General features: G+C 74.2%; 17 protein-coding genes and 1 pseudogene. 9 read left to right on the top strand and 9 right to left on the bottom strand.

Features of this window, described 5'->3' with window-relative positions:
- Positions 1–199: 199 nt before the first annotated feature.
- From ACFY93_RS23270 to ACFY93_RS23260, 3 genes are read left to right on the top strand one after another with little or no spacing between them, the layout of a single operon-like run.
- The gene (locus tag ACFY93_RS23270) at positions 200–2,437 is read left to right on the top strand and encodes an MMPL family transporter (protein WP_391362177.1); all 2,238 of its coding nucleotides are present in this window, start codon (positions 200–202) and stop codon (positions 2,435–2,437) included.
- A gap of 7 nt (positions 2,438–2,444) precedes the next feature.
- Positions 2,445–3,740, top strand: coding sequence for a histidine kinase (locus ACFY93_RS23265; protein WP_391362174.1), 1,296 nt, complete (start codon positions 2,445–2,447; stop codon positions 3,738–3,740).
- The gene (locus tag ACFY93_RS23260) at positions 3,737–4,429 is read left to right on the top strand and encodes a response regulator (RefSeq protein WP_391362171.1); all 693 of its coding nucleotides are present in this window, start codon (positions 3,737–3,739) and stop codon (positions 4,427–4,429) included. Before ACFY93_RS23265 ends, ACFY93_RS23260 begins: the two co-directional genes overlap by 4 nt.
- A 19-nt stretch (positions 4,430–4,448) precedes the next feature.
- Here ACFY93_RS23260 and ACFY93_RS23255 read toward each other — a convergent pair whose 3' ends face one another.
- Both ACFY93_RS23255 and ACFY93_RS23250 read right to left on the bottom strand, forming a co-directional pair.
- Positions 4,449–4,799 carry an SCO0607 family lipoprotein gene (locus ACFY93_RS23255; protein WP_391362169.1) on the bottom strand — a complete coding sequence of 117 codons (351 nt, stop codon included), beginning with the start codon at positions 4,797–4,799 and terminating at the stop codon, positions 4,449–4,451.
- A 252-nt stretch (positions 4,800–5,051) separates the two neighbouring features.
- Complete coding sequence (locus ACFY93_RS23250) at positions 5,052–7,319, bottom strand: catalase (protein WP_391362166.1); 2,268 nt, start codon at positions 7,317–7,319, stop codon at positions 5,052–5,054.
- 522 nt (positions 7,320–7,841) lie between these two features.
- Here ACFY93_RS23250 and ACFY93_RS23245 point away from each other — a divergent pair.
- The 3 genes from ACFY93_RS23245 (at position 7,842) to ACFY93_RS23235 (ending at position 12,321) form a co-directional block, all read left to right on the top strand.
- Entirely contained in the window at positions 7,842–8,075 is a 234-nt protein-coding gene (locus tag ACFY93_RS23245) for a DUF2180 family protein (protein ID WP_391362163.1), read from the top strand.
- Between the two features lie 109 nt (positions 8,076–8,184).
- Positions 8,185–8,706 carry a nitroreductase family deazaflavin-dependent oxidoreductase gene (locus ACFY93_RS23240; protein WP_391362160.1) on the top strand — a complete coding sequence of 174 codons (522 nt, stop codon included), beginning with the start codon at positions 8,185–8,187 and terminating at the stop codon, positions 8,704–8,706.
- Between the two features lie 345 nt (positions 8,707–9,051).
- Positions 9,052–12,321 carry a BTAD domain-containing putative transcriptional regulator gene (locus tag ACFY93_RS23235; RefSeq protein WP_391362157.1) on the top strand — a complete coding sequence of 1,090 codons (3,270 nt, stop codon included), beginning with the start codon at positions 9,052–9,054 and terminating at the stop codon, positions 12,319–12,321.
- Between the two features lie 234 nt (positions 12,322–12,555).
- On the opposite strand, the gene ACFY93_RS23230 is transcribed toward ACFY93_RS23235, so the two are convergent.
- The 4 genes and pseudogenes from ACFY93_RS23230 to ACFY93_RS23215 all read right to left on the bottom strand — a co-directional run bounded on the left by ACFY93_RS23230 (position 12,556) and on the right by ACFY93_RS23215 (position 18,234).
- On the bottom strand, positions 12,556–14,283 hold the full coding sequence (locus ACFY93_RS23230; RefSeq protein WP_391362155.1) for a bifunctional 3'-5' exonuclease/DNA polymerase: 1,728 nt from the start codon (positions 14,281–14,283) through the stop codon (positions 12,556–12,558).
- Positions 14,284–14,471: 188 nt separating this feature from the next.
- A complete protein-coding gene (locus ACFY93_RS23225) occupies positions 14,472–15,212 on the bottom strand; it encodes a Clp protease N-terminal domain-containing protein (RefSeq protein WP_391362152.1) in 741 nt (246 codons plus the stop codon).
- Between the two features lie 169 nt (positions 15,213–15,381).
- Positions 15,382–17,512: pseudogene (locus ACFY93_RS23220) on the bottom strand (ABC transporter permease).
- Positions 17,506–18,234, bottom strand: a complete 729-nt coding sequence (locus ACFY93_RS23215; protein ID WP_391362149.1) for an ATP-binding cassette domain-containing protein — start codon at positions 18,232–18,234, stop codon at positions 17,506–17,508. Before ACFY93_RS23215 ends, ACFY93_RS23220 begins: the two are co-directional and overlap by 7 nt.
- Before the next feature lie 153 nt (positions 18,235–18,387).
- On the opposite strand from ACFY93_RS23215, the gene ACFY93_RS23210 reads away from it, so the two are divergent.
- Positions 18,388–19,551 carry a DUF2786 domain-containing protein gene (locus ACFY93_RS23210; protein WP_391362145.1) on the top strand — a complete coding sequence of 388 codons (1,164 nt, stop codon included), beginning with the start codon at positions 18,388–18,390 and terminating at the stop codon, positions 19,549–19,551.
- Between the two features lie 153 nt (positions 19,552–19,704).
- On the opposite strand, the gene ACFY93_RS23205 is transcribed toward ACFY93_RS23210, so the two are convergent.
- Both ACFY93_RS23205 and ACFY93_RS23200 read right to left on the bottom strand, forming a co-directional pair.
- Entirely contained in the window at positions 19,705–20,268 is a 564-nt protein-coding gene (locus tag ACFY93_RS23205; RefSeq protein WP_391362142.1) for a DUF4232 domain-containing protein, read from the bottom strand.
- A 281-nt stretch (positions 20,269–20,549) separates the two neighbouring features.
- Positions 20,550–21,053: a hypothetical protein gene (locus ACFY93_RS23200; RefSeq protein ID WP_391362139.1), complete on the bottom strand. Its 504-nt coding sequence runs from the start codon at positions 21,051–21,053 to the stop codon at positions 20,550–20,552.
- Between the two features lie 505 nt (positions 21,054–21,558).
- Between ACFY93_RS23200 and ACFY93_RS23195 the strand changes: the two genes are divergently transcribed.
- Positions 21,559–21,822 carry a DUF397 domain-containing protein gene (locus ACFY93_RS23195; RefSeq protein ID WP_391362137.1) on the top strand — a complete coding sequence of 88 codons (264 nt, stop codon included), beginning with the start codon at positions 21,559–21,561 and terminating at the stop codon, positions 21,820–21,822.
- 66 nt (positions 21,823–21,888) lie between these two features.
- On the opposite strand, the gene ACFY93_RS23190 is transcribed toward ACFY93_RS23195, so the two are convergent.
- Complete coding sequence (locus tag ACFY93_RS23190) at positions 21,889–22,422, bottom strand: ATP-binding protein (RefSeq protein WP_391362135.1); 534 nt, start codon at positions 22,420–22,422, stop codon at positions 21,889–21,891.
- A gap of 346 nt (positions 22,423–22,768) precedes the next feature.
- Here ACFY93_RS23190 and ACFY93_RS23185 point away from each other — a divergent pair, with 346 nt between their 5' ends.
- A complete protein-coding gene (locus tag ACFY93_RS23185; protein WP_391362311.1) occupies positions 22,769–23,605 on the top strand; it encodes a Scr1 family TA system antitoxin-like transcriptional regulator in 837 nt (278 codons plus the stop codon).

Genomic DNA, 23,605 nt, shown 5'->3' with positions numbered 1-23,605 from the left:
GGGTACAGGACGCGAATCCCGCACGCAACACGTCCTCTCCTGGTGCGTACGCACCAGGAGAGGGCGGTGGCTGGTCCGGCGGCACCAGGAAAGGACGGCGTCGGGGGACGATGCCCGGCGGGGGCGGCGGAAGGGAGTGTGGAAGACGCGTGAATCCCACGCCTTTCCCTTGCCGAGCGGTGTCTGGAGTGATCAACAGGTGGCGGTATTCCTCTATCGGATCGGGCGGTGGGCCTTCCGGCGGCGCCGCCTCGTGAGCGGACTGTGGCTGGGCGTCCTGGTGCTCGTCGGGGTGGCCGCCGCCATGGCGCCGTCCGGGCAGGACGAGGACCTCTCCATGCCGGGCACCGAGTCGCAGGAAGCGTTCGATCTGCTGAACCAGCGCTTCCCGGAGAGCGACTCCCAGGGCGCGGAGGCCCGCCTGGTGTTCCGGGCCCCGGACGGGCAGCGGGTGACGGCCAGGCAGAACAAGGCGATCGTCGAGGACGCGCTCGGCTCACTGGACGGGGGCGGCCAGGTATCGTCGGCCACCGACCCGTTCAAGGCCGGCGACGTCAGCGAGGACGGCGGCATCGCCTACTCCACGATCACCTACACCGTGGACGCCGTCGACCTGACGGAGCCGACGAAGAGCGCCCTCCAGGCCGCCGCGAGCCAGGCGCGGGACGCGGGCCTGACCGTGGAGATCGGCGGCTCGGCCCTGGAGTCGGAAGTGGGGCTGGGCGGTACGACGGAGATCATCGGCGTGGTGGTGGCGGCCGTCGTGCTGGTCCTCACCCTCGGATCGCTGGTCGCGGCCGGACTGCCGCTGCTGACCGCGTTCGTGGGCGTGGCCATCGGCTTCGGCCTGATCGCCGCGCTGTCCGTCCCGCTGGGGCTGACGTCCACCGCCGCCATCCTGGCGCTGATGCTGGGGCTCGCGGTCGGCATCGACTACGCGCTCTTCATCACCTCCCGCTTCCGCGACGAACGGGCCCAGGGCAGGGAACCGGAGGAGGCCGCCGGCCGGGCGGCCGGCACGGCGGGATCCGCCGTCGTCTTCGCCGGCGCGACCGTCTTCATCGCCCTGGTCGGGCTGGGGGTCGTCGGGATCCCCGAACTCACCAAGATGGGCATGGCCGGCGCGGGCGCCGTGGCCGTCGCCGTACTCGTCGCGCTGACCCTGGTTCCCGCGCTGTTCGGCGTCTTCGGCCGCCGGGTGCTGTCGCGCGCGGCCCGCAAGGCCGGCCCGCCGGACAGCGGACACCCGCACGCCGTCCCCGCCGCGGCGGGCCGGCCCGGACTCGGCGCCCGCTGGGCGCGGTTCGTGCTGCGCCGGCCGGTCAGGGTGCTGGTGATCTCCGTACTCGGTCTCGGCGCCCTCGCCGTGCCCACACTGAGCCTCGAACTCGGCCTGCCCGGCGACGAGTCCAAGCCGGTGACGACCACCGAGCGCCGTGCCTACGACCTGCTGTCCGACGGCTTCGGCCCCGGCTTCAACGGCCCGCTGACCGTCGTCGTGGACACCTCCGGCTCCGCGGACGCCCGGGCCGCCACGAACCTGGTCGTCAAGACCGTACGGGGAGTGGACGGGGTCGCGTCGGTCGGTGACCCGGTTCTCAGCCCGAACAAGGACACGGCTGTCCTCACCGCCGTCCCCGAGACCGCCCCGAACAGCGCCGAGACCAAGGACCTGGTGCACGACATCCGGGACGCGGTCTCCGGCGTCGAGGCCCGCACGGACACCGACATCAAGGTGACCGGCAAGACCGCGCTGAACATCGACATCTCCGAAGCCATGTCCGATGCCCTCGTCCCCTATCTGATCGTGGTCATCGGCCTCGCGGTGATCCTGCTGATGGTGGTCTTCCGCTCCCTCCTGGTCCCGATCAAGGCCGCGCTCGGCTTCCTGCTGTCGGTGGGCGCCGCCTTCGGCGTCGTCGTCGCCGTCTTCCAGTGGGGCTGGGCGGCCGACCTGATCGGTGTCGAGCAGACCGGACCGGTCATGTCGCTGATGCCGATCCTCATCATCGGCATCGTGTTCGGCCTCGCCATGGACTACGAGGTCTTCCTCCTCGCCCGGATGCGCGAGGCCTACGTCCACGGTGCGTCTCCCGGTGAGGCGGTCGTGAGCGGGTTCCGGCACAGCGGGCGCGTGGTGGCCGCGGCGGCGGTCATCATGATCAGCGTGTTCACCGGATTCGTCGGGATGGACAGCCCGACCATCCAGACGATGGGCCTCGGCCTGGCCGCCGCGGTCGCCTTCGACGCCTTCGTGGTCCGGATGGCGATCGCCCCCGCGGTGCTGGCACTTCTCGGCCACCGGGCCTGGTGGCTGCCGCGTACGCTGAACCGTGTGCTGCCGAACGTGGACGTCGAGGGGGAGGCCCTGAGCGGTCTGCCCTCCGCTGCCGAGCCGCACGCACAGGTGCCGCGGCTCCCCGTCGGCGGGCGCTGATCCGGCCGTGACACATCCAGGTGGCGGCGGGCCGCGCTCACGGGGCGCAGGGTGGCGGGAGGCGGCGGTCACGGCGACCGCGTTCGCGCTCTGCCTGTTCGGCGGCGTGGTCCCGATCGACGACGAGCCGATGTCACCGCCGTCCGCCGCCGCCTACCTCATCGCCGTGCTGTCCTGTGCCGTGCTGCCGGCGCGGCACAGGACGCCCGTGGCCGCCATGGCGGCCACGACCGTGTGCGGCATGCTGGTCGCGCCGTCGGGTCTCGTGCTGAGCCCGCTCAACGTGGCCCCCGCCGTGATCACCGCCTACGCGCTCGCCGTGCGCGGCGAACGGCGCGCGGTCAGCGCGGTGCTGCTGACCTCCGCGGTGCTGCTGGCCCTCCCCACCCTCGCTCTCGGGACCCTCTCGTGGCAGGACGCGAGCAGGATGGGAGCGGTGGTGGCGTTCCCGCTGGGGGCCGGCGTGCTCGGCCACGCGGCCCAGAACAGGCGGGCCTACCTGGCGGCCGTGGAGGAACGGGCGTGGCGGGCCGAGAAGAGCCGGGAGAGCGAGGCGCGCCGCCGGGTCGCCGAGGAACGGGTGCGCATCGCCCGGGAACTGCACGATCTCGTGGCCCATCAGATCACTCTGGCCAACGCGCAGGCCACGGTCGCCGCCCACCTCTTCGACGTCCGCCCGGAGCAGACCCGCAAGAGCCTGGACGAACTCGTCGAGACCACCAGCGACGCGCTCGACGAACTGCGGGCCACGGTCGGCCTGCTGCGCCAGTCCGGGGACGCGGCCGCGCCCGCCGAACCGGCGCCCGGACTGTCCCGGCTCCCCACGCTCCTCGAATCGTTCCGCCGCGCGGGCCTGGAGGTGTCGCTGGAGCAGGAGGGCACGGCCAGGCCGCTGCCGCCGGGTCTTGACCTCACCGCCTACCGGATCGTCCAGGAGGCCCTGACCAACGTGACCAAGCACGCCGGTACCGGCAGCGCCCGGGTGCGCCTCGCCTGGGACCGTGACCGCGTGACCCTCAGCGTCGCCGACGACGGAGGCGGCGCCGGACCCGGTGCGGTGCCCACCGCGCCCGACCGGCCCCCCGGCTACGGTCTGATCGGCATGCGGGAGCGGGCCACCGCGGTCGGGGGGCACCTCTCCGCGGGCCGGCGCCCGGAGGGCGGCTTCCTCGTCTCCACCGAACTGCCCCTGCCGCCCGCCAGGGACGCGGCGCGGAGGGGTGACCGGCCGCCGGGCGGGGAAACCACGGCGGGTGAGGAAGGGAGAAGGATGGACGACGGAGAGGACGGGGGCCCGGCGTGACGCTCCGTGTGCTGCTCGCCGACGATCAGGCCCTGCTGCGCGGCGCCTTCCGCATGCTGCTCGACGCCTCCGACGACATCACCGTGGTCGGCGAAGCCGCCGACGGCCGGGAAGCGGTGAGACTCACCCGGGAACTGCGCCCGGACGTGGTGGTCATGGACATCCGGATGCCCGAGGTGGACGGCCTCACGGCCACGGCGGAGATCTGCGCGGACCCCGAGCTGCGCGCCAGCCGCATCCTGATCCTGACGACGTACGAGACCGACGAGTACGTCGCTCAGGCGCTGCGCGCGGGAGCCGGGGGCTTCATCGGCAAGGGCATCGGCGCCGAGGACCTGCTGGACGCCGTGCGGACGATCGCCGGCGGCGAGACGCTCCTGTCCCCGGCCGCGACGCGCTCCCTGGTCGCCCGCTTCCTGGCCACACCGGACGCCGCCACGCCGCACCACCCCGAGCGGCTCGCCGCGCTCACCCCGCGCGAACGCGAGATGGTGGCCCTGGTCGCGACCGGCCTGTCCAACCAGGAGATCGCCGAGCGGATGTTCCTCAGCCCCTTCACCGTCCGGGCCCACGTGCAGCGCGCGATGACGAAGCTGGAGGCCCGCGACCGGGCGCAGCTCGTCGTCATCGCCTACCGGACGGGACTCGCCCGCGCCGTTCCCGACGGCGGAACCGGCCGGCTGCCGTAGTCCGCACCCGGCCGGGGCGTCACTGCCCGGCGGCGGCGTCCGGGACCTCGATGATCCGGCCGTTCTCGTCGACGGTGTGGGTCTGCCAGTACGTGTCCCACTCGTCGCCGACGTGCTGGGGCTCCTTGCCCTCCGGGTAGCGGGTGTAGCCCTTCGGGGGTTCCTCGTCGTCGGACACGCATGCCGAGCCGGTGCCGCCCACGCTGATCACGCCGTACTCGTGATCGCTGCAGGACGCGTCCTCCATCGAGCATCCGGTGGCCAGCAGTCCGAGGCCGAGGGCGGTCACGGCGAGGAGGGTCACGGGCCCGGCGAGGCGGCGCCGGCCGGGGCGGACCGGTGAGGGGTGGGGGTGGCTGCTCTCGCGCATCGTGAGTTCCTTCTCGAGACCGAAGTGCACCGAAGTGCTGATACGAGGAGTCTGTCGCCAGGCCCCGTACCGCTCACGAGTAGACGTACTCACCCCGGTGCCGCGCTCGTACTCAGCTTCCGTGCCACGGCTCCGCACCGCGAAGGCGCCCGGGGGTGCGCGGCGGAGGGCGCGGGGTGCGAGGCGACGGGGCCCGGCCGTCGCGGCCGGGCCCCGTCACCGCACCTGTGCCACTCGTGTCACTCGTGCGCGTCACCTCGTGGAGAAGCGCTCCCAGGCGCGGTGGCCGGCGAGGAGTTCGCTGATCCGCTCCAGGGCGCCGGTGCCCGTGCCGGCCGCGACGACCCCGGGGGCGTCCTGGGGGACGCCCGCCGCGCGGAGGGCGGAGGCCGCGTCGGACCAGCCGCCGATGGCCTTCCCGTGGCGGTAGGCCTCCGACAGCATCAGCAGGATCCGGGGGTCCGTGGGGCCGTCGGCCTCCGGTGCTCCGGCCCTGGCGTCGCGGGCGCCGGCCGCGTCCTTGCCGGGGCCGGGGGAGCCGGCCAGCAGCAGGGCGTCGAACTCGACCGAGCGGGCCGTCGCGAACGTGCGCTGCACGGTGATCGGGTCGCCGCCCCCTTCGAGCCTGCCGCCCGCCGGGGCGACGACCAGCGGGACCATCCCCGCGCTCAGCACGGCCTCGCGTACCGCCCGTACGCCGGCCAGGTCGTCCTCCCCGCCCGTGACGATGCCGATGACACGGCCGTCGAGCGGCCAGGTCCGGCCCACCTGGGAGAGAGCTGGGCTGGGGTCGGGGTCGGCGAGCGGGACCGTGGGCTCGGGCGCCGGAAGACCGAGGCCGGCCGCGACCTGCGCGCACAGCTCGGGGTCGATGTTGGCGAGGACCTGGAGCCCGCGCTCCTTGACCGACTGCTCGTAGCACTTGCCCAGCTCGAACGTGTACGCGCCGATGATGTGTTCCCGCTCCACCGGGCTCATGCTCAGCCAGAACAGCCGGGGCTGGCTGAAGTGGTCCGAGAAGGACGCCGGGGCCTTGCGGACCTTCGTCGACTCGGGCACGGGCACGGGCGTCTCGATGTAGGCACGGGTGTCCGCGCCGGCCTGGAACGGGCAGCCCCCGTCGAGGGAGTTGGGCCGGTACGGGGCCACGCCCGCGTGGACGGCGGTCTGGTGCATGCCGTCGCGCAGCATGTCGTTGACCGGCGCGTGGGTGCGGTTGATCGGGAGCTGGGCGAAGTTGGGGCCGCCGAGCCGGCTGATCTGCGTGTCGAGGTACGAGAAGAGCCGGCCCGACAGCAGCGGGTCGTCGGTGATGTCGATGCCGGGGACCAGGTGACCGGGGTGGAAGGCGACCTGCTCCGTCTCGGCGAAGAAGTTCGTCGGGTTGGCGTTGAGCGTCAGCAGGCCGATGGGCTGTACGGGCGCCAGCTCCTCCGGGACGATGTTCGTCGGGTCGAGCAGGTCGATGCCCTCGAACATCTGCTCGGCCGTGTCGGGGAACGTCTGGATCCCCAGCTCCCACTGCGGGTACGCGCCCGCCTCGATGGCGTCGGCCAGGTCGCGCCGGTGGAAGTCGGGGTCCATGCCGTTGATCAGCTGGGCCTCCTCCCACACCAGCGAGTGCACGCCCAGCTTGGGCTTCCAGTGGAACTTCACCAGGGTCGTCCCGCCCTCGGCGTTCACCAGCCGGAAGGTGTGGATGCCGAAGCCCTCCATCATGCGGAACGAGCGGGGGATGCCCCGGTCCGACATGTTCCACATGACGTGGTGGGTGGCCTCGGTGTGCAGGGTGACGAAGTCCCAGTGGGTGTCGTGGGCGCTCTGCGCCTGCGGGATCTCCCGGTCGGGGTGCGGCTTGGCGGCGTGCACGATGTCCGGGAACTTGATCGCGTCCTGGATGAAGAAGACCGGGATGTTGTTGCCGACCAGGTCGAAGACGCCCTCGCTGGTGTAGAACTTCGTCGCGAAACCGCGCGTGTCCCGCACGGTGTCGGAGGAGCCCCGGGAGCCGAGGACCGTCGAGAAGCGGACGAACACCGGGGTCTCGGCGTCCTTGGCGAGGAACGCCGCCTTCGTGACCTTCGCCGCGGTGCCGTACCCCTGGAAGACGCCGTGGGCCGCCGCGCCGCGTGCGTGGACGACCCGCTCGGGGATCCGCTCGTGGTCGAAGTGGGTGATCTTCTCCCGGAGATGGTGGTCCTGGAGCAGGACGGGGCCGCGCTCGCCCGCCTTGAGGGAGTGGTCGGTGTCGTAGAGGCGATTCCCCTGGGCCGTGGTGAGGTAGGCGCCGTCCTGCGACCTGACGGCCGCGTCGGCCCCGGTGTCACGGCCGGTCGGGCTCACCGGCCTGGGGGCACCCTGGTCGGGCTTCGGGGGCAGGGGCTCCCTGGGCTCGGCCGGCTCCGCCACGGTCGGCGTCCCGGCCCCCGGCCGCCCGGGTATGCCCTCCGGCGGTCCGTCGCCGTGCAGGGCGTCGGCGGCCTTCGCGGCCATGGCTTTGACGGGGTTCTTCTCGGTCATCGCACTCCCAAACCCTCGAACATGCGCCGGCCGCGACACCGGACCGGGCTCCCGCGACCCCGGCGCCACGCACCCGCTGGACGGACGGCCGCGCACAGTCGCACGCGGCGTCGCCTGAGTACCCGGGCCGTCGGGGATGAACCGCGACAGCGACCGCCTCGCGCCCGGGAGGACCGAGGACCACCTGAACGGGTGCGAGCGCTGGTGCGGGCACGGGTGCGGTGCTCTCGGCGCGTGGAGGGGCGGGCCGCGGTGCTTCCGCGTCGCACGAGGCTCGCCCGCGGCAGGGCCTCAACGGCCGTTCAGGAGTAGACTGTTGCACTGAGCAAACGTGCGGATCCGACCACCTGGGCCCACGGGTCCACGGGTCGCGGGCGCGTCGGGCGGCCCGGGCGGTGGCCACGGGCGCCACGCCGGCGCTCGCCGGGACCGGAAGCGGCGGCACTCCGGAGGTCCCACGGGTCCGCGGAGCTCGGCGGCCGTCGGCGTCCGCGGCCGCTCGGCGGTGAAGGGAGCTGTCCCATGCATTGCTACGACTGCACGTTGCTCGGTGAGTTCGGCGACGCGGTGGGGGTCTGCCACCTGTGCGGTGCGGCGGTCTGTGTCCGTCACGTACATGTGGCGGACGTACCCGTGCAGCAGCTCGCCGGTGTGGGCACGGCCACGTCGCCCCGGGCCGCGCGGCGGATGAGCTGCCTCACCTGCCGGGCGGCCGAGGCGGCCCTCGGGACCCGTGGGGAGGCGGCCGTGCGCTGACCGTTCCCGGCCATGCGCCGGCCGGCCTCGCGCCCTGCCCGGCCGGACCCTCCGTCCCTGTGCCGCGCCCGCCCGCCTTGCCCGCCCCCTCGATCGAAAGGTCCCCACCGTGCCGCGGAAGGTCAGAGCGACCCCGTCCCCGACCGGATGGCGTCGCGCCCTCGCCCGTGCTCCGATCCGTCTGTACCGGTGGCACCTCGGCGCGCTGATGGGCGGACGCATGCTGCTGCTCACCCACACGGGACGCACGTCGGGGCGGCCCCGTCAGGTCGTCCTGGAGATCACCGGCCGCGATCCCGCCACCGGCGCCTACCGCCTGGCGTCCGGCTTCGGCCCGGCCTCGCAGTGGTACCGCAACATCCGGCACACCCCGAGGGTCACCATCCAGGTCGGGCGGCGCCGGACCGCCGCCACCGCCCGGCCCATGACCCCCGAGGAGTCGGGCCGCGCGATGGCCGAGTACGCCCCGCGCCATCCGCGGACCGCCCGTCGTCTCATGGGGATCTGCGGAATCGAGACGGACGGCACGGCGGCGGACTACTACCTCGTCGGCCGCGACCACATCCCGTTCGTGGAGATCACGCCCGACGGGGCGGAGCCCGCACGGCCGGCGGGACACGGCGGGGGCTGAGCGGCGACGGGCCGGTGCCGGAAGCCGGGCAGGCCCTGACGCGGAGGGCCCGGGGCAGGCGAGAGTCCCGGTCGTTCACCTCCGACGACCGGGTCCCGCGCTTCCCGGATCCGGCCGCGGCGGCGTCACTCCCCCGAGTTGCGCGTCGTACGCGCGCACCGTCGGGGCCAGATCCGATGATGTGATCACATCAGGTATCACCAACGGATCGCTAACATGACCACAACGGCCTCTTCTTCCGGTTTCGGGTTTCCGGTTCCGGCTCCGGGCTTCGGCTCCTGTCGAGGCGTGAAGTGATCATGGCGCGGCACGACGGGCCGCGAGGGAAGGCAGTGGGGCGGCACTATGCGGGACGGGCTGCGGTTCGGTCTGCTGGGTCCGCCGGTCCTGTACGGCTCCGGCGGCGAGGTCCGGCCGATTGGCAGCGGCAAGCTGCGGGCCCTGCTCGCCGCGCTGCTTCTGGAGCCCGGCCGGGTCGTCGCGGTCGACACGCTCAAGGACGCCCTGTGGGGCGGGGCGCCACCGGCCTCCGCCCACGCCTCGCTGCACAACCACGTGACCCGGCTGCGACGGCTGCTCGACGACCCGCGACGCCTGACGGCGGTCCCGCCGGGGTACCGGCTGCGCGTCGACGACGGCGAGCTGGACGTCCGGGTGTTCGAGGGCCACGTCGGTGCCGCGCGTGCCGGGCACGCCGCCCGTGACTGGGACGGCGTCCTGCGCGAGTCCCTGGCGGCGCTCGCGCTGTGGCGGGGCGCCCCGCTGAGCGGGCTGCCGCCCGAGACCGGCGGCCACGCCCTCGCCCAGCGGCTCGCGGAGGCGCGGCTGCTCGCGCTGGAGTGGCGGTACGAGGCCGAGCTCCGGTCGGCGGACGGCGCGGCGGGCAAGGGCGTCACGGGAGAGGACGCCGGGGCCGCGGTGGCGGGCGCCGGTTCCGGCGCCGAGGGTTTTGGCGGCGCGGGCGCCGGTGGGCCCGCCCCCGCCGTGGGCCCCGGCGGCGGCGGTGAGGTCCGGTACGCCCCGGCCCCGGGAGCCACCCGGGTCGCCGCGCTGGCGCCGGAGCTGGCGGAGCTGGTGGCGGAGTATCCGCTGCGCGAGGCGTTCCACCGGTTGCTGATGCTCGCGCTGCACCGCACCGGCCGCCGGGCCGAGGCCCTCGCCGTCCACCGTGATCTGCGGGCGCGTCTCGTGGAGGAGCTCGGGGTGGAGCCGGGGGCCGCGGTGCGCGAGGCGCACCTGGAGATCCTCCGGGGCGAGCCCGCCCAGGACGCCGGTCCACCCGCCCGTGGGCCTGTCACGGCGGCGGACGGGGGCGGGCGGACGGCGGACCCGGAGGGCGGGACCGTACCCGGACCGCCCGCGGCGCCACCGGCACCGGCACCGGCACCGGCACCGGAGCCCGTGCCCCGGCGCGCCGACCCGGCGGCCACCGTCCCCCGCCCCGCCCAACTCCCGCCCGCACCCGCGCACTTCACGGGCCGGGAGCAGGTGATCGGCGAGCTGCGCCGGGTGCTGGACGCGACCGGGAGCACACGCCCCCGGTGCCCCTCCGTCGCCGTCATCAGCGGGATGGCCGGCGTCGGCAAGAGCGCGCTCGCGCTGCACGTCGCCCAGGGGCTGCAAGAACGTTTCCCCGACGGCCAGTTGTACGTGAACCTGCACGGCGCCACCCCCGGAATGGTGCCGCTCACGCCCGGTCAGGCGCTCGCCGCGCTGCTGCGCGACCTCGGCGCCGAGCCTCGCCGGATACCCGAGCAGCCGGACGCGGCGTCCGCCCTGCTCCGCTCGATGCTCGCGCCGACGCGCACGCTGATGGTGCTCGACGACGCCGAGAGCGCCGCGCAGGTGCGGCCGCTGCTGCCGGCGGGGGACGGGTGCGCGGTGATCGTGACGAGCCGTTCGCCGCTCACCGCGCTGGACGGCGTCACCCGCTTCCCGCTCGCGCCCCTTTCGGACGAGGAGAGCGCGGCACTGCTGCGGGCGGTGTCCGGACGGCAGTGGGGGCTCGACGGCAGCCATCCGCTCGTCGAACTCACCGGCCGGCTGCCGCTCGCCCTCCGAGTCGTCGCCGCCCGTCTCGCCGCGCGCCGGGCGCTCACCCCGGACGCGCTCGCCGGTCAGCTGACCGCCACGGAGGGACGCCTGCACCACCTGGAGTACGACGACCTGAGCGTGCGCAGATCGCTGGCGGTGGCCCATGACGCGCTGCGGTCCTCACGGCGCGAGGCCGACCGGGACGCGGCCCTCGCGCTGCGCCGGATCGGAGCGCTCGACCTCCCCGAGTACGGGGCACCGCTGATCGCCTGCCTCACGGGCACCGGCGAACGCCGCGCCGAGGCGGCCCTCGACCGCCTGGTCGACGTGGCCCTCCTGGAGGAGACGTCGTACGGCCGCTACACGCCCCACGACCTGGTCCGTGACTTCGCCCGCGAGACGGCGGCGGCGGACGGGGCGGATGCGGCGGTGGACGGCCACGGCGGTGACGGTGCCGTGGGCCCCGTCGCCGAGCGGGCGTTGCGGTGGTACGCCGGGGTGGCCGCGCGCAGCCTCGCGGCGATCCTCGAGCCAGGGCTGGACCGTGAGGACCGTATACGGCCCACCGCCGCGCAGCCCGCGCCGCACGCCGCCGACGTCGCGGCCACACCGCCGTTCGCCTCGGCCAAGGAGGCCTTCGCCTGGGGCGACCTGGAGCTCGGGAACGTGGTGGCCCTGGTGGAGCGGTACGCCGAAGCCTCCGCCTACGTGCCCCTTCTCGTCCGCCTCCTCAACCCGTATCTGCAACGCGGCGGCCGCGTCGCCGAGTTGGAGGTTCTCGGCCGGGCGGCGCTCGGCGCGGCCACGCGGCTCGGGGACGAGGCCGCCGAGGCGTACGCGCTCGCCGATCTCGCCGGGCTGCACTTCCTGTCCGGCCGGCCGGGTGACGCGCTCGCCCTGAACGACCGGGCGCTGGAGATCTGGCGACGGCTCGACGTCACGACGCGGATCCGGCGGTGCCTCAACAACCGGGGGATGCTTCTCGAAGGGCTCGGGCGGCACGCCGAGTCGGAGCAGGCGCTGCGGCAGAGCCTGGAGTACTCCCGCGAGCTGGACGATCCGCACGGCGAGGCCGTCACCTACAGCCACCTCGGCAATCTCTACGAGCACACGGACCCGCGGGCGGCCATCGAACACCACATGCGGAGCCTCGTCATCGGGACCGCCACCGACGACGTCATCGTGCGCCTCACCGCGCACTGCAACATCGGGTACGCCCACCTCACCCTGGGCGAACCGGCCGCCGCCCTGCCGCACTTCGAGGAGAGCCTGCGCGTCCTCGGCGACCGCGACGACTGGCACGGCGAGTCCCAGACCCGGCTCGGGCTGGTACGGGCCCTGCGCGGCGTGGGGCATCACGAACGGGCGTCACGCGAGTGCGAGCTGCTCCTCTCCCGCGCCGGCCGCCGCGCCGACCGCTACACGGAGGGGCTCGCCCGGCACCAGCGGGGGCTGCTGCTGGAGGCGTCCGGCCGCACCGGCGACGCGTACGCGCAGTGGGAGTCCGCCCTGCGGGCGCTGGACGGCAGGGACACCCCGGTGATCGGCGAGCTCAGGGACCTGCTGGCCGGGAGGCGCTGAGCCGGTCGGGGCCGACGGTCACGTGATCACGTCATCACTCCGTCCCCTCATACCCTCATCCCCTCGTCAGTCCATCGCCTCATCGCCTCGTCACTCCGTCATCCGGTCAGCTCATCACCTTGTCCTCTGATCCTTCAGTCCTCTGGTCCTCTGGTCCTCTGGTCTTCTCGTGTTCTGGTGCTCTTATGTTCTGGTAGTCCGGTGTTCTCGGTGCTGCGGTCCTCCGGAACGTGGTCATTTCGCGTCCGCGTAGCACTCGACCACCGCCGTCGTGAACGGGAAGCGGACCGGGGTCTCGCCGAACGTGAGGCGTCCCGCCAGTTCCGCGGCCTCGCGGATCGCCGCCACCACCGTGTCCGCCTCCTCGGCCGGGCAGTGCACGATCACCTCGTCGTGCTGGAAGAAGACCAGCTCGGCCGTCAGCTCCGCGCAGTTGCGCCGGAGCGCGGCGAGCAGCAGCAGGGCCCAGTCGGCGGCGCTGCCCTGGACGACGAAGTTGCGTGCGAAACGGCCCCGGGCGCGGGAGTCGCTCGACGCGTAGCCCGGCACCCAGTCCTGGCCGCTTGCGGACCGGCCCCCACCGGAGCCGGAGTCCCCGCCGCTCCGCGCCTGTGGGTCGTCCTGCGGAATGCCCGCCTCCTCCGACGTGGCGTCCGAGGCCCCGGCCGCCGGGGGGCACGTACGTCCCAGCCAGGTCCGTACGAGCCGGCCCTCCTCGCCCGCCCGCGCCGCGTCGTCGACGTACGCGACCGCCCGGGGGAAGCGGCGGCGGAGCGCGGCGAGGTTCTTGAGGCCGTCCCCCGACGTCTGCCCGTACACCGCGCCGAGCACGGCGAGCTTCGCCTGGTCCCGGTCGCCGGAGAAGGCGCGGTCCGAGACGGACTGGTAGAGGTCGGTCTCCCGGCCCGCGACCTCCATCAGGCCGGGGTCGCGCGAGATGGCGGCGAGGACGCGCGGTTCCATCTGGTCGGCGTCGGCCACCACGAGCCGCCAGCCGGGGTCGGCGACCACGGCACGCCGGATCACCCGGGGGATCTGCAGGGCGCCGCCGCCGTTGGTGACCCAGCGCCCCGTGACGGTGCCGCCCGGCAGGTACTCGGGCCGGAACCGTCCGTCGCGCACCCAGTCCTGGAGCCACGACCAGCCGTGCGCGACCCAGATCCGGTACAGCTTCTTGTATTCCAGCAGGGGCTTCACGGCCGGATGGTCGAGGGACTCGATCTCCCAGCGCCGGGTCGACCTGGCCTTGATCCCCGCCTGCGCGAAGGCCTTGAGGACGTCCGCGGGCAGGTCGGGTCTCACCCGTCTGCCGAAGGCGGCGGAGATCTCGTCGGTGAGCTCGGCCAGGCGTCTGGGTTCGCCGCCGCCCGCGTACCGCTCGCCGAGCAGTTCGTTCAGCAGGCGGCGGTGGACGTCCGCGCTCCAGGGCAGTCCCGACCCGTTCATCTCGGCGGCCACCAGCATCCCCGCCGACTCGGCGGCCGTCAGCAGCCGCATCCGCCCGGGACGTGCGGTGGCGTCGTGACGGCGCAGCTGATCCGCGTACACCTCGACAAGGCCGTCCAGCGGCACGTGCGCCGGGCGCGGTTCGAACAGGGACGACTGCGAGCCGGGCTCGGCGGAACGCGGCGGGGGATCGGACGGCACGGGGCCGCCGCGCAGTCTGGCCAGCGCGGCGGCGGCCGAGCGTGGTTCCCCGAGCCGCCCCTCGTGGCCGAGCAGCAGGGTCTCGGCGGCCTCGATGTCGTAGCACCGCTCCACGCGCACCCCGGCGGCGAGCAGGCGGGGGTAGACCTCGGCGGCCGACCGCCACACCCAGCGTGCGACGTCCGGCCGGGAGCGCACGGACTCGACGAAATCCGGCTCCCGCCGCACCGGTCCGGCGGGCAGCCCGTCCGGGCCGAGGGGGGCGACCTCGGCGCCGCCGTCCTCGGCCGGTGCGAGAGCCCACCGGTCGGTCATGGCTTCGAGTCTCGCAGGAGGGTCTGACAGCCCGGCTCCCGGAAGCCGGGGCGCCCGACCGGCCGTGACGTGCCCGGACAGCGGGTGACCGGCGGAACCGGGGGCGTCCGGGACCGGCCGGGGCCGCCGGACGGTCCGGGCCTCGCGCGGACGGGCGGACGGCCGGTCAAGCGGCGCGTCCGGGGCCGTCAGGACTCCGGGCCGTCCGGGGCGCCCGCGACGTCCGCGAGCGCCGCCGCCACGTACTCCTCGGTCCGGGCCTTGTCGACACCGAGGCCCGACAGCACGCCTCCGCCGTTCTCGTGTTCGAGGAGGGCGAGGAGGAGGTGCTCGGTGCCGATGTAGTTGTGGCCGAGACGGAGCGCCTCCCGGAAGGTGAGCTCCAGGGCCTTCTTGGCGGCGGGGCCGTAGGGGATCAGCTCGGGGGTGTCGCCGGCCGGGGGGAGCGCGGCGGTCGCCGCCTCGCGCACGGCGTCCAGGGTGATCCCCTGCGCGACGATCGCCTTGGCGGCCAGGCCCTCCGGTTCGGAGAGGAGGCCGAGGACCAGGTGCTCGGGCAGGCCCTCGGAGTTGCCCGCCGTCTTGGCCTCGTTGTGCGCGACCATGACCACCTTCCGCGCGCGCGGGGTGTAGCGGCCGAAGCCCTGGCCGGGGTCGAGGTCCGAGGACTCCGAGCCCTTGGGGACGAAGCGTTTCTGGGCGGCCTGCCGGGTGACGCCCATGCTCTTGCCGATGTCCGTCCAGGACGCGCCGGAACGCCGGGCCTGGTCCACGAAGTGGCCGATCAGGTGGTCCGCGACGTCACCCAGGTGGTCCGCGGCGATCACCGCGTCCTGGAGCTGGTCGAGCGCGTCGGTGTGGACCTTCTTGATGGCATCGATGAGGTCGTCGAGACGTACGGAGGGTGTGCCGGGAGAGTTCGTCGTCATACGTCAACCGTAGGTTGACAGTCCCGGCCCGTCAACCCCGAGTTGACAGATGTCGTCCGGGCGCCGGCGCGCGGTCACTTCGCCCGCCGGACGCGCGCCCCCTCCCGGCCCGCCGCACGCGCGCCCCGGCCCCTCCACCCGGCCCGTCGGCCGCCCGAACCCGGCCCCCTCACCCCGCCCCGCCCGGCGAACGCCCGGCCGGTCCCGTCAGCGCGGCCGTCGCCGCCGCTGCCGCGATCAGCGCGCAGACCCCCGTGCACACGGCCGCCGTCTCCCACGGCACCGCCACCCGGACCGGTGCCGACAGGCGGGCGAGCGCCGCCGCCGTGGCCGCCAGGTTCACCCCCGCGACGGCGGCGCCGAGCACCGCGCCGACACCGACGGCGAGCAGGGACTCGCCCGCGACGACGCGCAGCACCTGCCCCCGCGTCGCCCCCGCGAGGCGCAGTGACCGCAGCTCGCCGCCCCGTGCCGACGTGGCCATCAGCAGGGTCCCGGCGAGGGAGATCCCCGTGTACACGAGGGCGATGCCGAGGACGACGAACAGGCCGACGCGGGTCTGCGCCCCGGTCCGCGGCCGGGTGGCGGCCAGCCACGCGGACGTCGGCCGCACCGTCCCGCCGGCCGAGCGCAGCGCCGCCGCGACCGCGCCCCGGTCCGCCCCCTGCGCCGTCCGCACGTCGAGGCGGTCGACCCTCGCCCCGGGCGCGTTGGCCGCCGTCACATAGGCGCCGTTGTCGCCCGTGCCCCTCGTGAGCACGGCGGCGATCCGCAGCCGGGCGGGGCTCCCGTCTCCCAGCCGGACGCGGACCCAGGAGCCCACCGCGTGCCGTTCCCACTCCTCGTTCACGATGATCGACCGGTCGTCGAGATCGCGGACGTCGCCGGCCACCACCGGCAGTCGCGACACCGACGCGAACGCCTCCACGTCGCTCACCGCCCGCGCCTCGGACCGGATCAGCGCGGACCCGCCGTCCTCCCGTACGAACACCGCCGTCGACGCCGTGGCCGACACCGTGCCCCCGGTCACCGGGACCGCCCTGAGACCGTCGCCCGAACTCGGCCCGCGTACGCGCCCGGGCCTCCGCGGCCTTCGCCGCCGTCACCGTCGCCGCCGAGCCCAGCAGCGAACCCGCCAGGGCGACCGTCACCAGCACCGGCGCGGCCACGGCGGCCGTCCGGCGCACCGAGGCGGCCGCGTTCTCGCGGATCAGCAGGCCGGTCGCGCCGGGCAGCCGGACCAGCCGCACGGCGGGGCGCACCAGCAGGGGAGCCAGCGCGGCCACCGCCGTGACCAGGATCATCGGCTGGGTCGTGTACGTCTTCCGCTTGAGCAGCGCGGCCGGGTCCGTGCCCAGCGTCCAGGCCAGCAGGCCGAGTCCGCCCACGAGCAGCCCGAGGCCGGCGGCCCGGCGCGACCACGGCATCACACCGGTGTCCACCGACGCCTCGCGCAGCGCCTCGACGGGTCCGGTCCGTCCCGCCCGCCGCGAGGCGGCCCAGGCCCCGGTCCACGCCACGGCCATCCCCGTCCAGAAGGCGACGTGGTACGGCCAGGTGACCGATCCGCGCAGTGCGAACCAGCCGGGAGCCACCCCGCCGTCCACCAGCAGCCGTACGAGCCGGGGGGCCGCCCGGCCCCCCAGCGCGCACCCGGCGGCGGAGGCCGCGGCGCCCACCAGGGCCGCCTCCCCGAGCAGCATCCGCCGCACCTGCCCGGGGGTCGCCCCGGCCATCCTCAGCAGCCCCAGCTCCCGCCGTCGCAGCGCCACCACGAACGCGAACGTCGACGCCGTCACGAACACCGACACGAACGCCGTGACTCCCGCCGCCGTGCCCAGCAGCGCGTTCACCCCGACCAGCGCCCGCGCGTCCCGCTCGGTGGACGGGTCGGCCAGGCGGCGGTCGTCGCCGGTCAGGACGCGGGCGCGGTCACCGACGGCCGCGCGTACGGCCGGGGCGGGGGCGTCGACGCCCACCGCGTCCGGGGAGCCGTCCGTACGGACGGTGCCCAGCGTCCGCAGGCGTGCCAGGAGTTCCCTGTCCACAGGGTGTGGATGCGCCAGCTTCTTCGACACGCGCGCGGTCCCCGGCCCCCGGCGCACCTCCACCGTGAGGGTGTCCTGGCCCATCACCACGACCGGTGAGGACGCGAACCGCTGGGGCGCCCGGTCCGGGGCCCCGACGCTCGCGGCCAGGCCGAGACCCATCGCCGTCATCACCGCGACGCCCAGGGCGACCGCGACGAAGGCACCGAGGAAGGAGGCCCACCGGGCCCGCAGGGAGGACAGGCTCAGCAGCACGGCACCCGCTCCAGACCCGTCATGTGCGCGGCGACCCGCTCGGCGGCCGGTGCCGTCATCTCCCCGCTCACCCGGCCGTCGACCAGGAAGACGACCCGGTCCGCGTACGCGGCGGCCACCGGGTCGTGCGTGACCATCACCGTGGTCAGGCCCTCGTCGTCGACGAGCTGCCGCAGGAGCGTCAGCACCTCGCGGCTCGTCGTGGTGTCCAGCGCGCCCGTCGGTTCGTCCCCGAAGAGCACCGCCGGCCCGGTGATCAGCGCGCGGGCGAGGGCGACGCGCTGCTGCTGCCCGCCCGACAGCTGCGAGGGGCGGTGCCCGGCCCTCCCGGCGAGGCCCACCCGGGCCAGCGCCTCGCGCACGGCACCGCCGGACGGGCGGCGGCCGGCGAGCCGCAGCGGCAGGGCCACGTTCTGGGCGGCGGTCAGGGAGGGCAGGAGGTTGAAGGACTGGAAGACGAACCCGATCCGCTCGCGCCGCAGCAGCGTCCGCCGGCGCTCGCTCAGCCCCGCCAGTTCCGTCCCGTCGACGGTCACGGAGCCGGAGGTGGGCCGGTCGAGCCCGGCCGCGCACTGGAGCAGCGTCGACTTCCCCGAGCCGGAGGGGCCCATCACCGCGGTGAAGGGCCCGGCGGCGAAGTCGAGGTCGACCCCGTCCAGCGCGGCGACGTCGCCATAGCGGCGGCAGAGGGCGCGGACACGTACGGCTGAAGTCGTCATGCCCTCCAGCCAACCGGGCACCGTACCCACGCACATGACCCCTGGGGGGCGTGTGCGGGGTAGGGCAGGCCCTACCCCGCAGCCGCTGCCCCCGGGCGGGGCCGTCCTGGGCCGGGGGAGGAGCCGGTCCGGGGGCCGTGACACGATCGGCGGGTGAGTACGACGACCACGGTGGAGCGGGCCTTCGAGGCCGCCCTCTACGCCGAGACCGACGCGGCCCTCGACACGGGTGCTTCGCTCCTCGCCGCCGACCCCGCGGCGGACGCGGAACTCGCCCGCCGGGGAGAGGAGTTCGTCGCGGCAGCCTGGCGGCGCGGCTGGCAGCCCGCCGACGTCGTACGGATCGTGCGCCGTGAACTGGACGACGTCCACGTCCGCCTGGTGACGGCGCTGATCCTCAGCCAGGACGAGCACCGGACGGACCGCCGGCCGCCGGGGCCGCGGTGGGCCGCGCAGCTCGCCGAACTGGCCGGACCGGCCGCCGGACCGGCCGCGCGCGGCGAGCGCCCCGACCGCTTCTCGCAGGCCACGGTCGCCCTGGAGCTCTACCGCCTGCTGCTTCGCCTCCCCGCCGTCGAGCCCCTCGCCGGGCCGGAGCCGCGGCGGCAGGCCGCCGGGGACCGGGCCGCCCCGCACTCCCGGATGCTCACCCGGATCCGGGGGCTGCTCGCGAAGGCGGAGGCGACCGGTTTCCCGGAGGAGGCGGAGGCGCTCAGCGCCAAGGCGCAGGAGCTGATGGCGCGGCACAGCATCGACGAGGCGCTCCTCGCCGCCCGTACGCACAGCGCGGACGTGCCCGGTGCCTGCCGGATCGGGGTGGACCCGCCGTACGAGACGGCCAAGGCGGTACTCCTCGACGCGGTCGCCGGGGCCAACCGCTGCCGGGCGGTGTGGAACGAGGCGCTCGGGTTCTCGACCGTCGTCGGTTTCGAGGCCGACCTGGAGGCCGTGGAACTGCTCCACACCTCGCTGCTCGTGCAGGCCACGGCCGCGATGACGAAGGCGGAGGCGGCGCAGCGGGCGGGCGGCCGCAAGCGGACGAAGACGTTCCGGCAGTCGTTCCTCGCGGCGTACGCGCACCGGATCGGCGACCGGCTGACCGCCGCCGCTCAGGGGCAGGTCGCCGCGGCGGAGGGGGAGCTGCTGCCGGTTCTCGCGGTCCGGGACGTGGCGGTCACGGAGGAGACGGAACGCATGTTCCCGGACACCGTGACGACCCGGCTGCGCGGGGTGGACGACGCGGCCGGCTGGGAGGAGGGCGCCGCGGCGGCGGACCGCGCCCAGGTCGGCGACCACCGCCGCCCACGACTCGGCTGACCTGCCCGGACCCCGCTGCCGCCCGCGACTCGGCCGGCCTGCCCGGACCCGACGGGGTTCACGGCACGGCCGGCCCGGTGTCCCCGACCTGTCCGGCCGGGGCCCGTGTCCGTGAGCGCGGCGTGGCCCCCCGGGACCCGCTTTCGGCCCCGCTCAGTCGCCCGCCGTCCGGAACGGGCTGACCGACGCGTCCACGGTGTCCTTCGACTTCAGCGCGACCTCCCCATAGGTCCACGGCGAGGTTTCGGACCCGCCGTCGGCGCCCGGCAGAGCGACCTTCAGGGTCTTCACGACGACGCTGTCCCCCGTGCCGCCCGCCGTGCCGCGCACGTAGGTGAGCGTGAAGGAGGCCGCCTCGTCCGGCTTCAGCGTCACCGTCTCCGCGTGCGCGCCCGGCTGCCGGGCCACGGTCCACGCGGTGCCGTCGCCGGTCAGCTCGGTGCGGGGGAAGCCCTTCAGGGTGCAGTCGGCGGAGCCGCTGTTGGTGACGGTGACGGGGATGTTGCCGGTGTCCCCGGCGGCCGGGGCGGCGTTGCCGGGGCCGACCCGGACGGCGACGTGGCCCGCGGCGCAGGCGGTGACGGCGGACTGCTTCGCGTCCTTCCCGCCGCCGGCCGCCTCACCGCCGTCGCCGCTGTCGTCGCAGGAGGTCAGGGCGAGGGCCGTGGCGAGGACGGCGACGGCGGTGGTGGCGAGATGGGCCGGAGTGGCGCGCATGGGATCCCCTGAGGTTCGAGACGGTGCACAGGGATCATCGCCCAGGACGGTCCCCGCCCGCGTGCCCCACATGGGTGTCGGCGCACGGACGTCACGGCACGGACGTCACCGCACTCCCGCGCGCACCACCCCGCGCGGGGCGCGCGCGCCGCCCGTACGACGCGGGTACGCGCTGCCCGGCACACACCGCCCGGCACACACCGCTCGGCGCACGCCGCCCGGTACCGCGGCCCGTGAGGCACCCGCCGTCCCACCCGCCGTCCCACCCGCCGCCCCCGCGGTCACTCCCGTACGAAGCCCAGGGTCTCCGTCGGCAGCCCCGTCGGCAGCGAGCCGGCCTCGGACTTCGTGTACGTCTCGTCGCCGAAGCCCTCCCAGGAGACCTTGAGGGTCTTGGCGTCGGCGGAGTCGACCCGGCCGTACGTGCGGTCCTTGTCGCCGTTCGCGCACTTGAGCTTGATCATCCGCATGCCCGTCTCCTTGCCGGCGGTGCCGCTGCAGATGGTCTCGTCCGACGTGAAGAGGGCGGCCTTCTTGCCGCTGATCACCAGTGCCACGGGCTTGCCGTCCGCCGTGGTCACCCAGCTGCCGTCCAGCTCGCTCCTGGCCCCGGTCTTCCCGGAGCCGCCGTCCGTCGCGCTCGCCGAGGAGTCCGGAGCGGAGCTGTCGCCGGACCCGCCGGAGTCGCCGTCGCCACCGCAGCCGGTGAGCACCAGGACGGCCACGAGGCTCGCGCCCGCCGCCGCGATACGCGCCCGCCGACGCGGGAAGGTCGCCGAAATCACTGGAGTTCCCCCAAGGTTGGGCACATGATCACTGAGGTCGCCGGAACGACCGCAGCAAGCTACCAGCAGGCCCCGCAGCCCTCAGGAGGAAGCCCACGTGCCTTTGCTCACGCGGGCCGTACCCCGCCTCGTTGGCCCCGGGAGCCGTCCATTTCGTTGAGAGTGGAACAGAAAGGGCTTCCCGTGCGTCCTTGATAGGGACCCGTACGGAACGGTACGGACGAGCATCGAGGACCAGTGCGAGGGAGCCGACCCGGAGCATCCTGCGCGGATGGTGGCGCGGGTGACCGTGGACGGGGGGTTCCCGGGTCGCGTGGAAAGCGATTCCGGGGGAAAACGCTCGACCGGTACGCCGGTCAAGCACCGGTAAAAGCTGTAACCAGGGGAACACCCCCCGTGCACGTGCATCTGCCCATGCATTTGCACATGAACAGAGCTATGATCCGGGGCAGTTGACCAATGCATCTATGGCCACCTCGGCCACTGCACGACCGGGGAGCGACCTGTGAACCACGACGTGTACGACGTGGACGGCGTGTACAACGGCATGGCCGCGACCGAGCTGAACGGGGTCGCGTGGCAGAAGAGCCGGCACAGCAACTCGCAGGGCTCGTGCGTGGAGTTCGCGCGCCTGCCGGGCGGTGACGTGGCGGTGCGCAACTCGCGGTTCCCGGAGGGGCCGGCGCTCGTCTACACGAGGGCCGAGATCGAGGCCATGCTCCTGGGTATCAAGGACGGCGAGTTCGACCACCTGGTGGCCGGCGCCTGACGGTGACCGGAGACGCACACGCGGTGACGCGCGTAGAACCGCGGCGCGCGAAAACGCCGCGGCGGGTCACTCGCCGGACTCCACGCGGAAGAGGGCCCAGACGACCTTGCCGCTGAGCGTGCCCGCGAGCGGGTGCCAGCCCCAGCCGTCGGCGAACGAGTCGACGAGGAACAGGCCGCGGCCCGACTCGGCCGAGAAGTCGTCGGAGGCGCGGGCGACCGGGCTGTCGTGGCTGGGATCGCGCACGGCGCACACCAGACGCTCCGTCCACCGCATCAGGTGCAGCCGCACCGGCGGCCCCTGGTCGTCGCGGTGGCAGGTGCCCGGGGCGACGTCCGGCGGCGAGCCGCCGGGCGCGTCGGGCGACGCGGGCTGCCGGGAGACGGGCAGGCCGTGCCGCAGGGCGTTGGTCACGAGTTCGGAGACGACCAGGCAGACGTCGTCGAAACGGTCGCCGATGCCCCACTGGTCGAGTGTCCTGCGGGTGAACTGCCGGGCCTCGCGCACCGCTTCGTAGCGGGCGGGCAGAGCACAGGAGGCGGCGTCGGACACGGCCGCGGGGTCGAGTGGCGGAAGCCCCTGCCGTAACGGCTCGAGCATGGTCGATCCATTCGTCCCCATGCGAGGCACTCCCCCGGGAATTCGCGGTCGTTGCGATGCAGCGGTGGCGCGGCACCATGGTTCCCAATGCGCACGGCAGATGCAAGGGCAGATGCACGTGCACGCGCCGGATATGGACCCGCGCGTACCGCTTCCTTCCCTTTTCTTCTGTCACCTTCTTCTCTCGGGTTTGGCCTCAACTGATCTGTTCCTGCGCCTCGCCTTCGGATGCTTTCCCTTTCTGTAACCGAACGAGTACAGCTCGGAGTGTTTTAGTGGCAGACTGCGGCCCTTGAAGACGGTTGGGAGGCTGACGAACGTGAGCGCTGGTGAGTCGAGCGGCTCGGTGGTGCGGCGCATGTTGCTGGGATCGCACCTCCGGCGGCTCCGGGAGTCGCGCGGCATTACCCGGGAAGCGGCCGGCTACTCGATCCGCGCCTCCGAATCGAAGATCAGCCGCATGGAGTTGGGACGGGTGAGCTTCAAGACGAGGGACGTCGAGGACCTCCTCACGCTGTACGGCGTGAGTGACGAGGCGGAGCGCACGTCGCTGCTCTCGCTCGCCAAGGAGGCCAACCTCGCGGGCTGGTGGCACAGTTACTCGGACGTCCTGCCCAGCTGGTTCCCGACGTACGTCGGCCTGGAGGGCGCGGCGCACCTGATCCGCTGCTACGAGGTGCAGTTCGTGCACGGGCTGCTGCAGACGGAGGCGTACGCGCACGCGGTCGTCGCCCGCGGTATGAAGGGAGCGAGCGCCGCCGACATCGAGCGGCGGGTCGCCCTGCGCCTGGAGCGCCAGAAGTGCCTGGTCTCCGAGAACGCTCCGGAGTTCCACATCGTCCTCGACGAGGCCGCGCTGCGCCGTCCCTACGGGGACCGCGACGTGATGCGCGGCCAGCTGGAGCACCTGATCGAGATCTCGGAGCGGCCCAACGTACGGCTGCAGGTCATGCCGTTCAGCCTGGGCGGGCACTCCGGTGAGAGCGGCTCCTTCACCGTCCTGAGCTTCCCCGAGTCGGACCTGTCGGACGTGGTCTATCTGGAGCAGCTCACCAGCGCGCTGTATCTGGACAAGCGCGAGGACGTCGCCCAGTACGAGCACGCGCTCAAGCAGCTCCAGCAGGACAGCCCCGGCCCGTCCGAGAGCCGGGATCTGCTCAGGGGGCTGCTCCAGCTGTCCTGA

It is taken from the genome of Streptomyces sp. NPDC008313 (assembly GCF_042956125.1).
Classification (GTDB): Bacteria; Actinomycetota; Actinomycetes; order Streptomycetales; family Streptomycetaceae; genus Streptomyces.
Note: the sequence above shows the minus strand (reverse complement) of the source record. Positions and strands in the feature narration are given on the sequence as shown.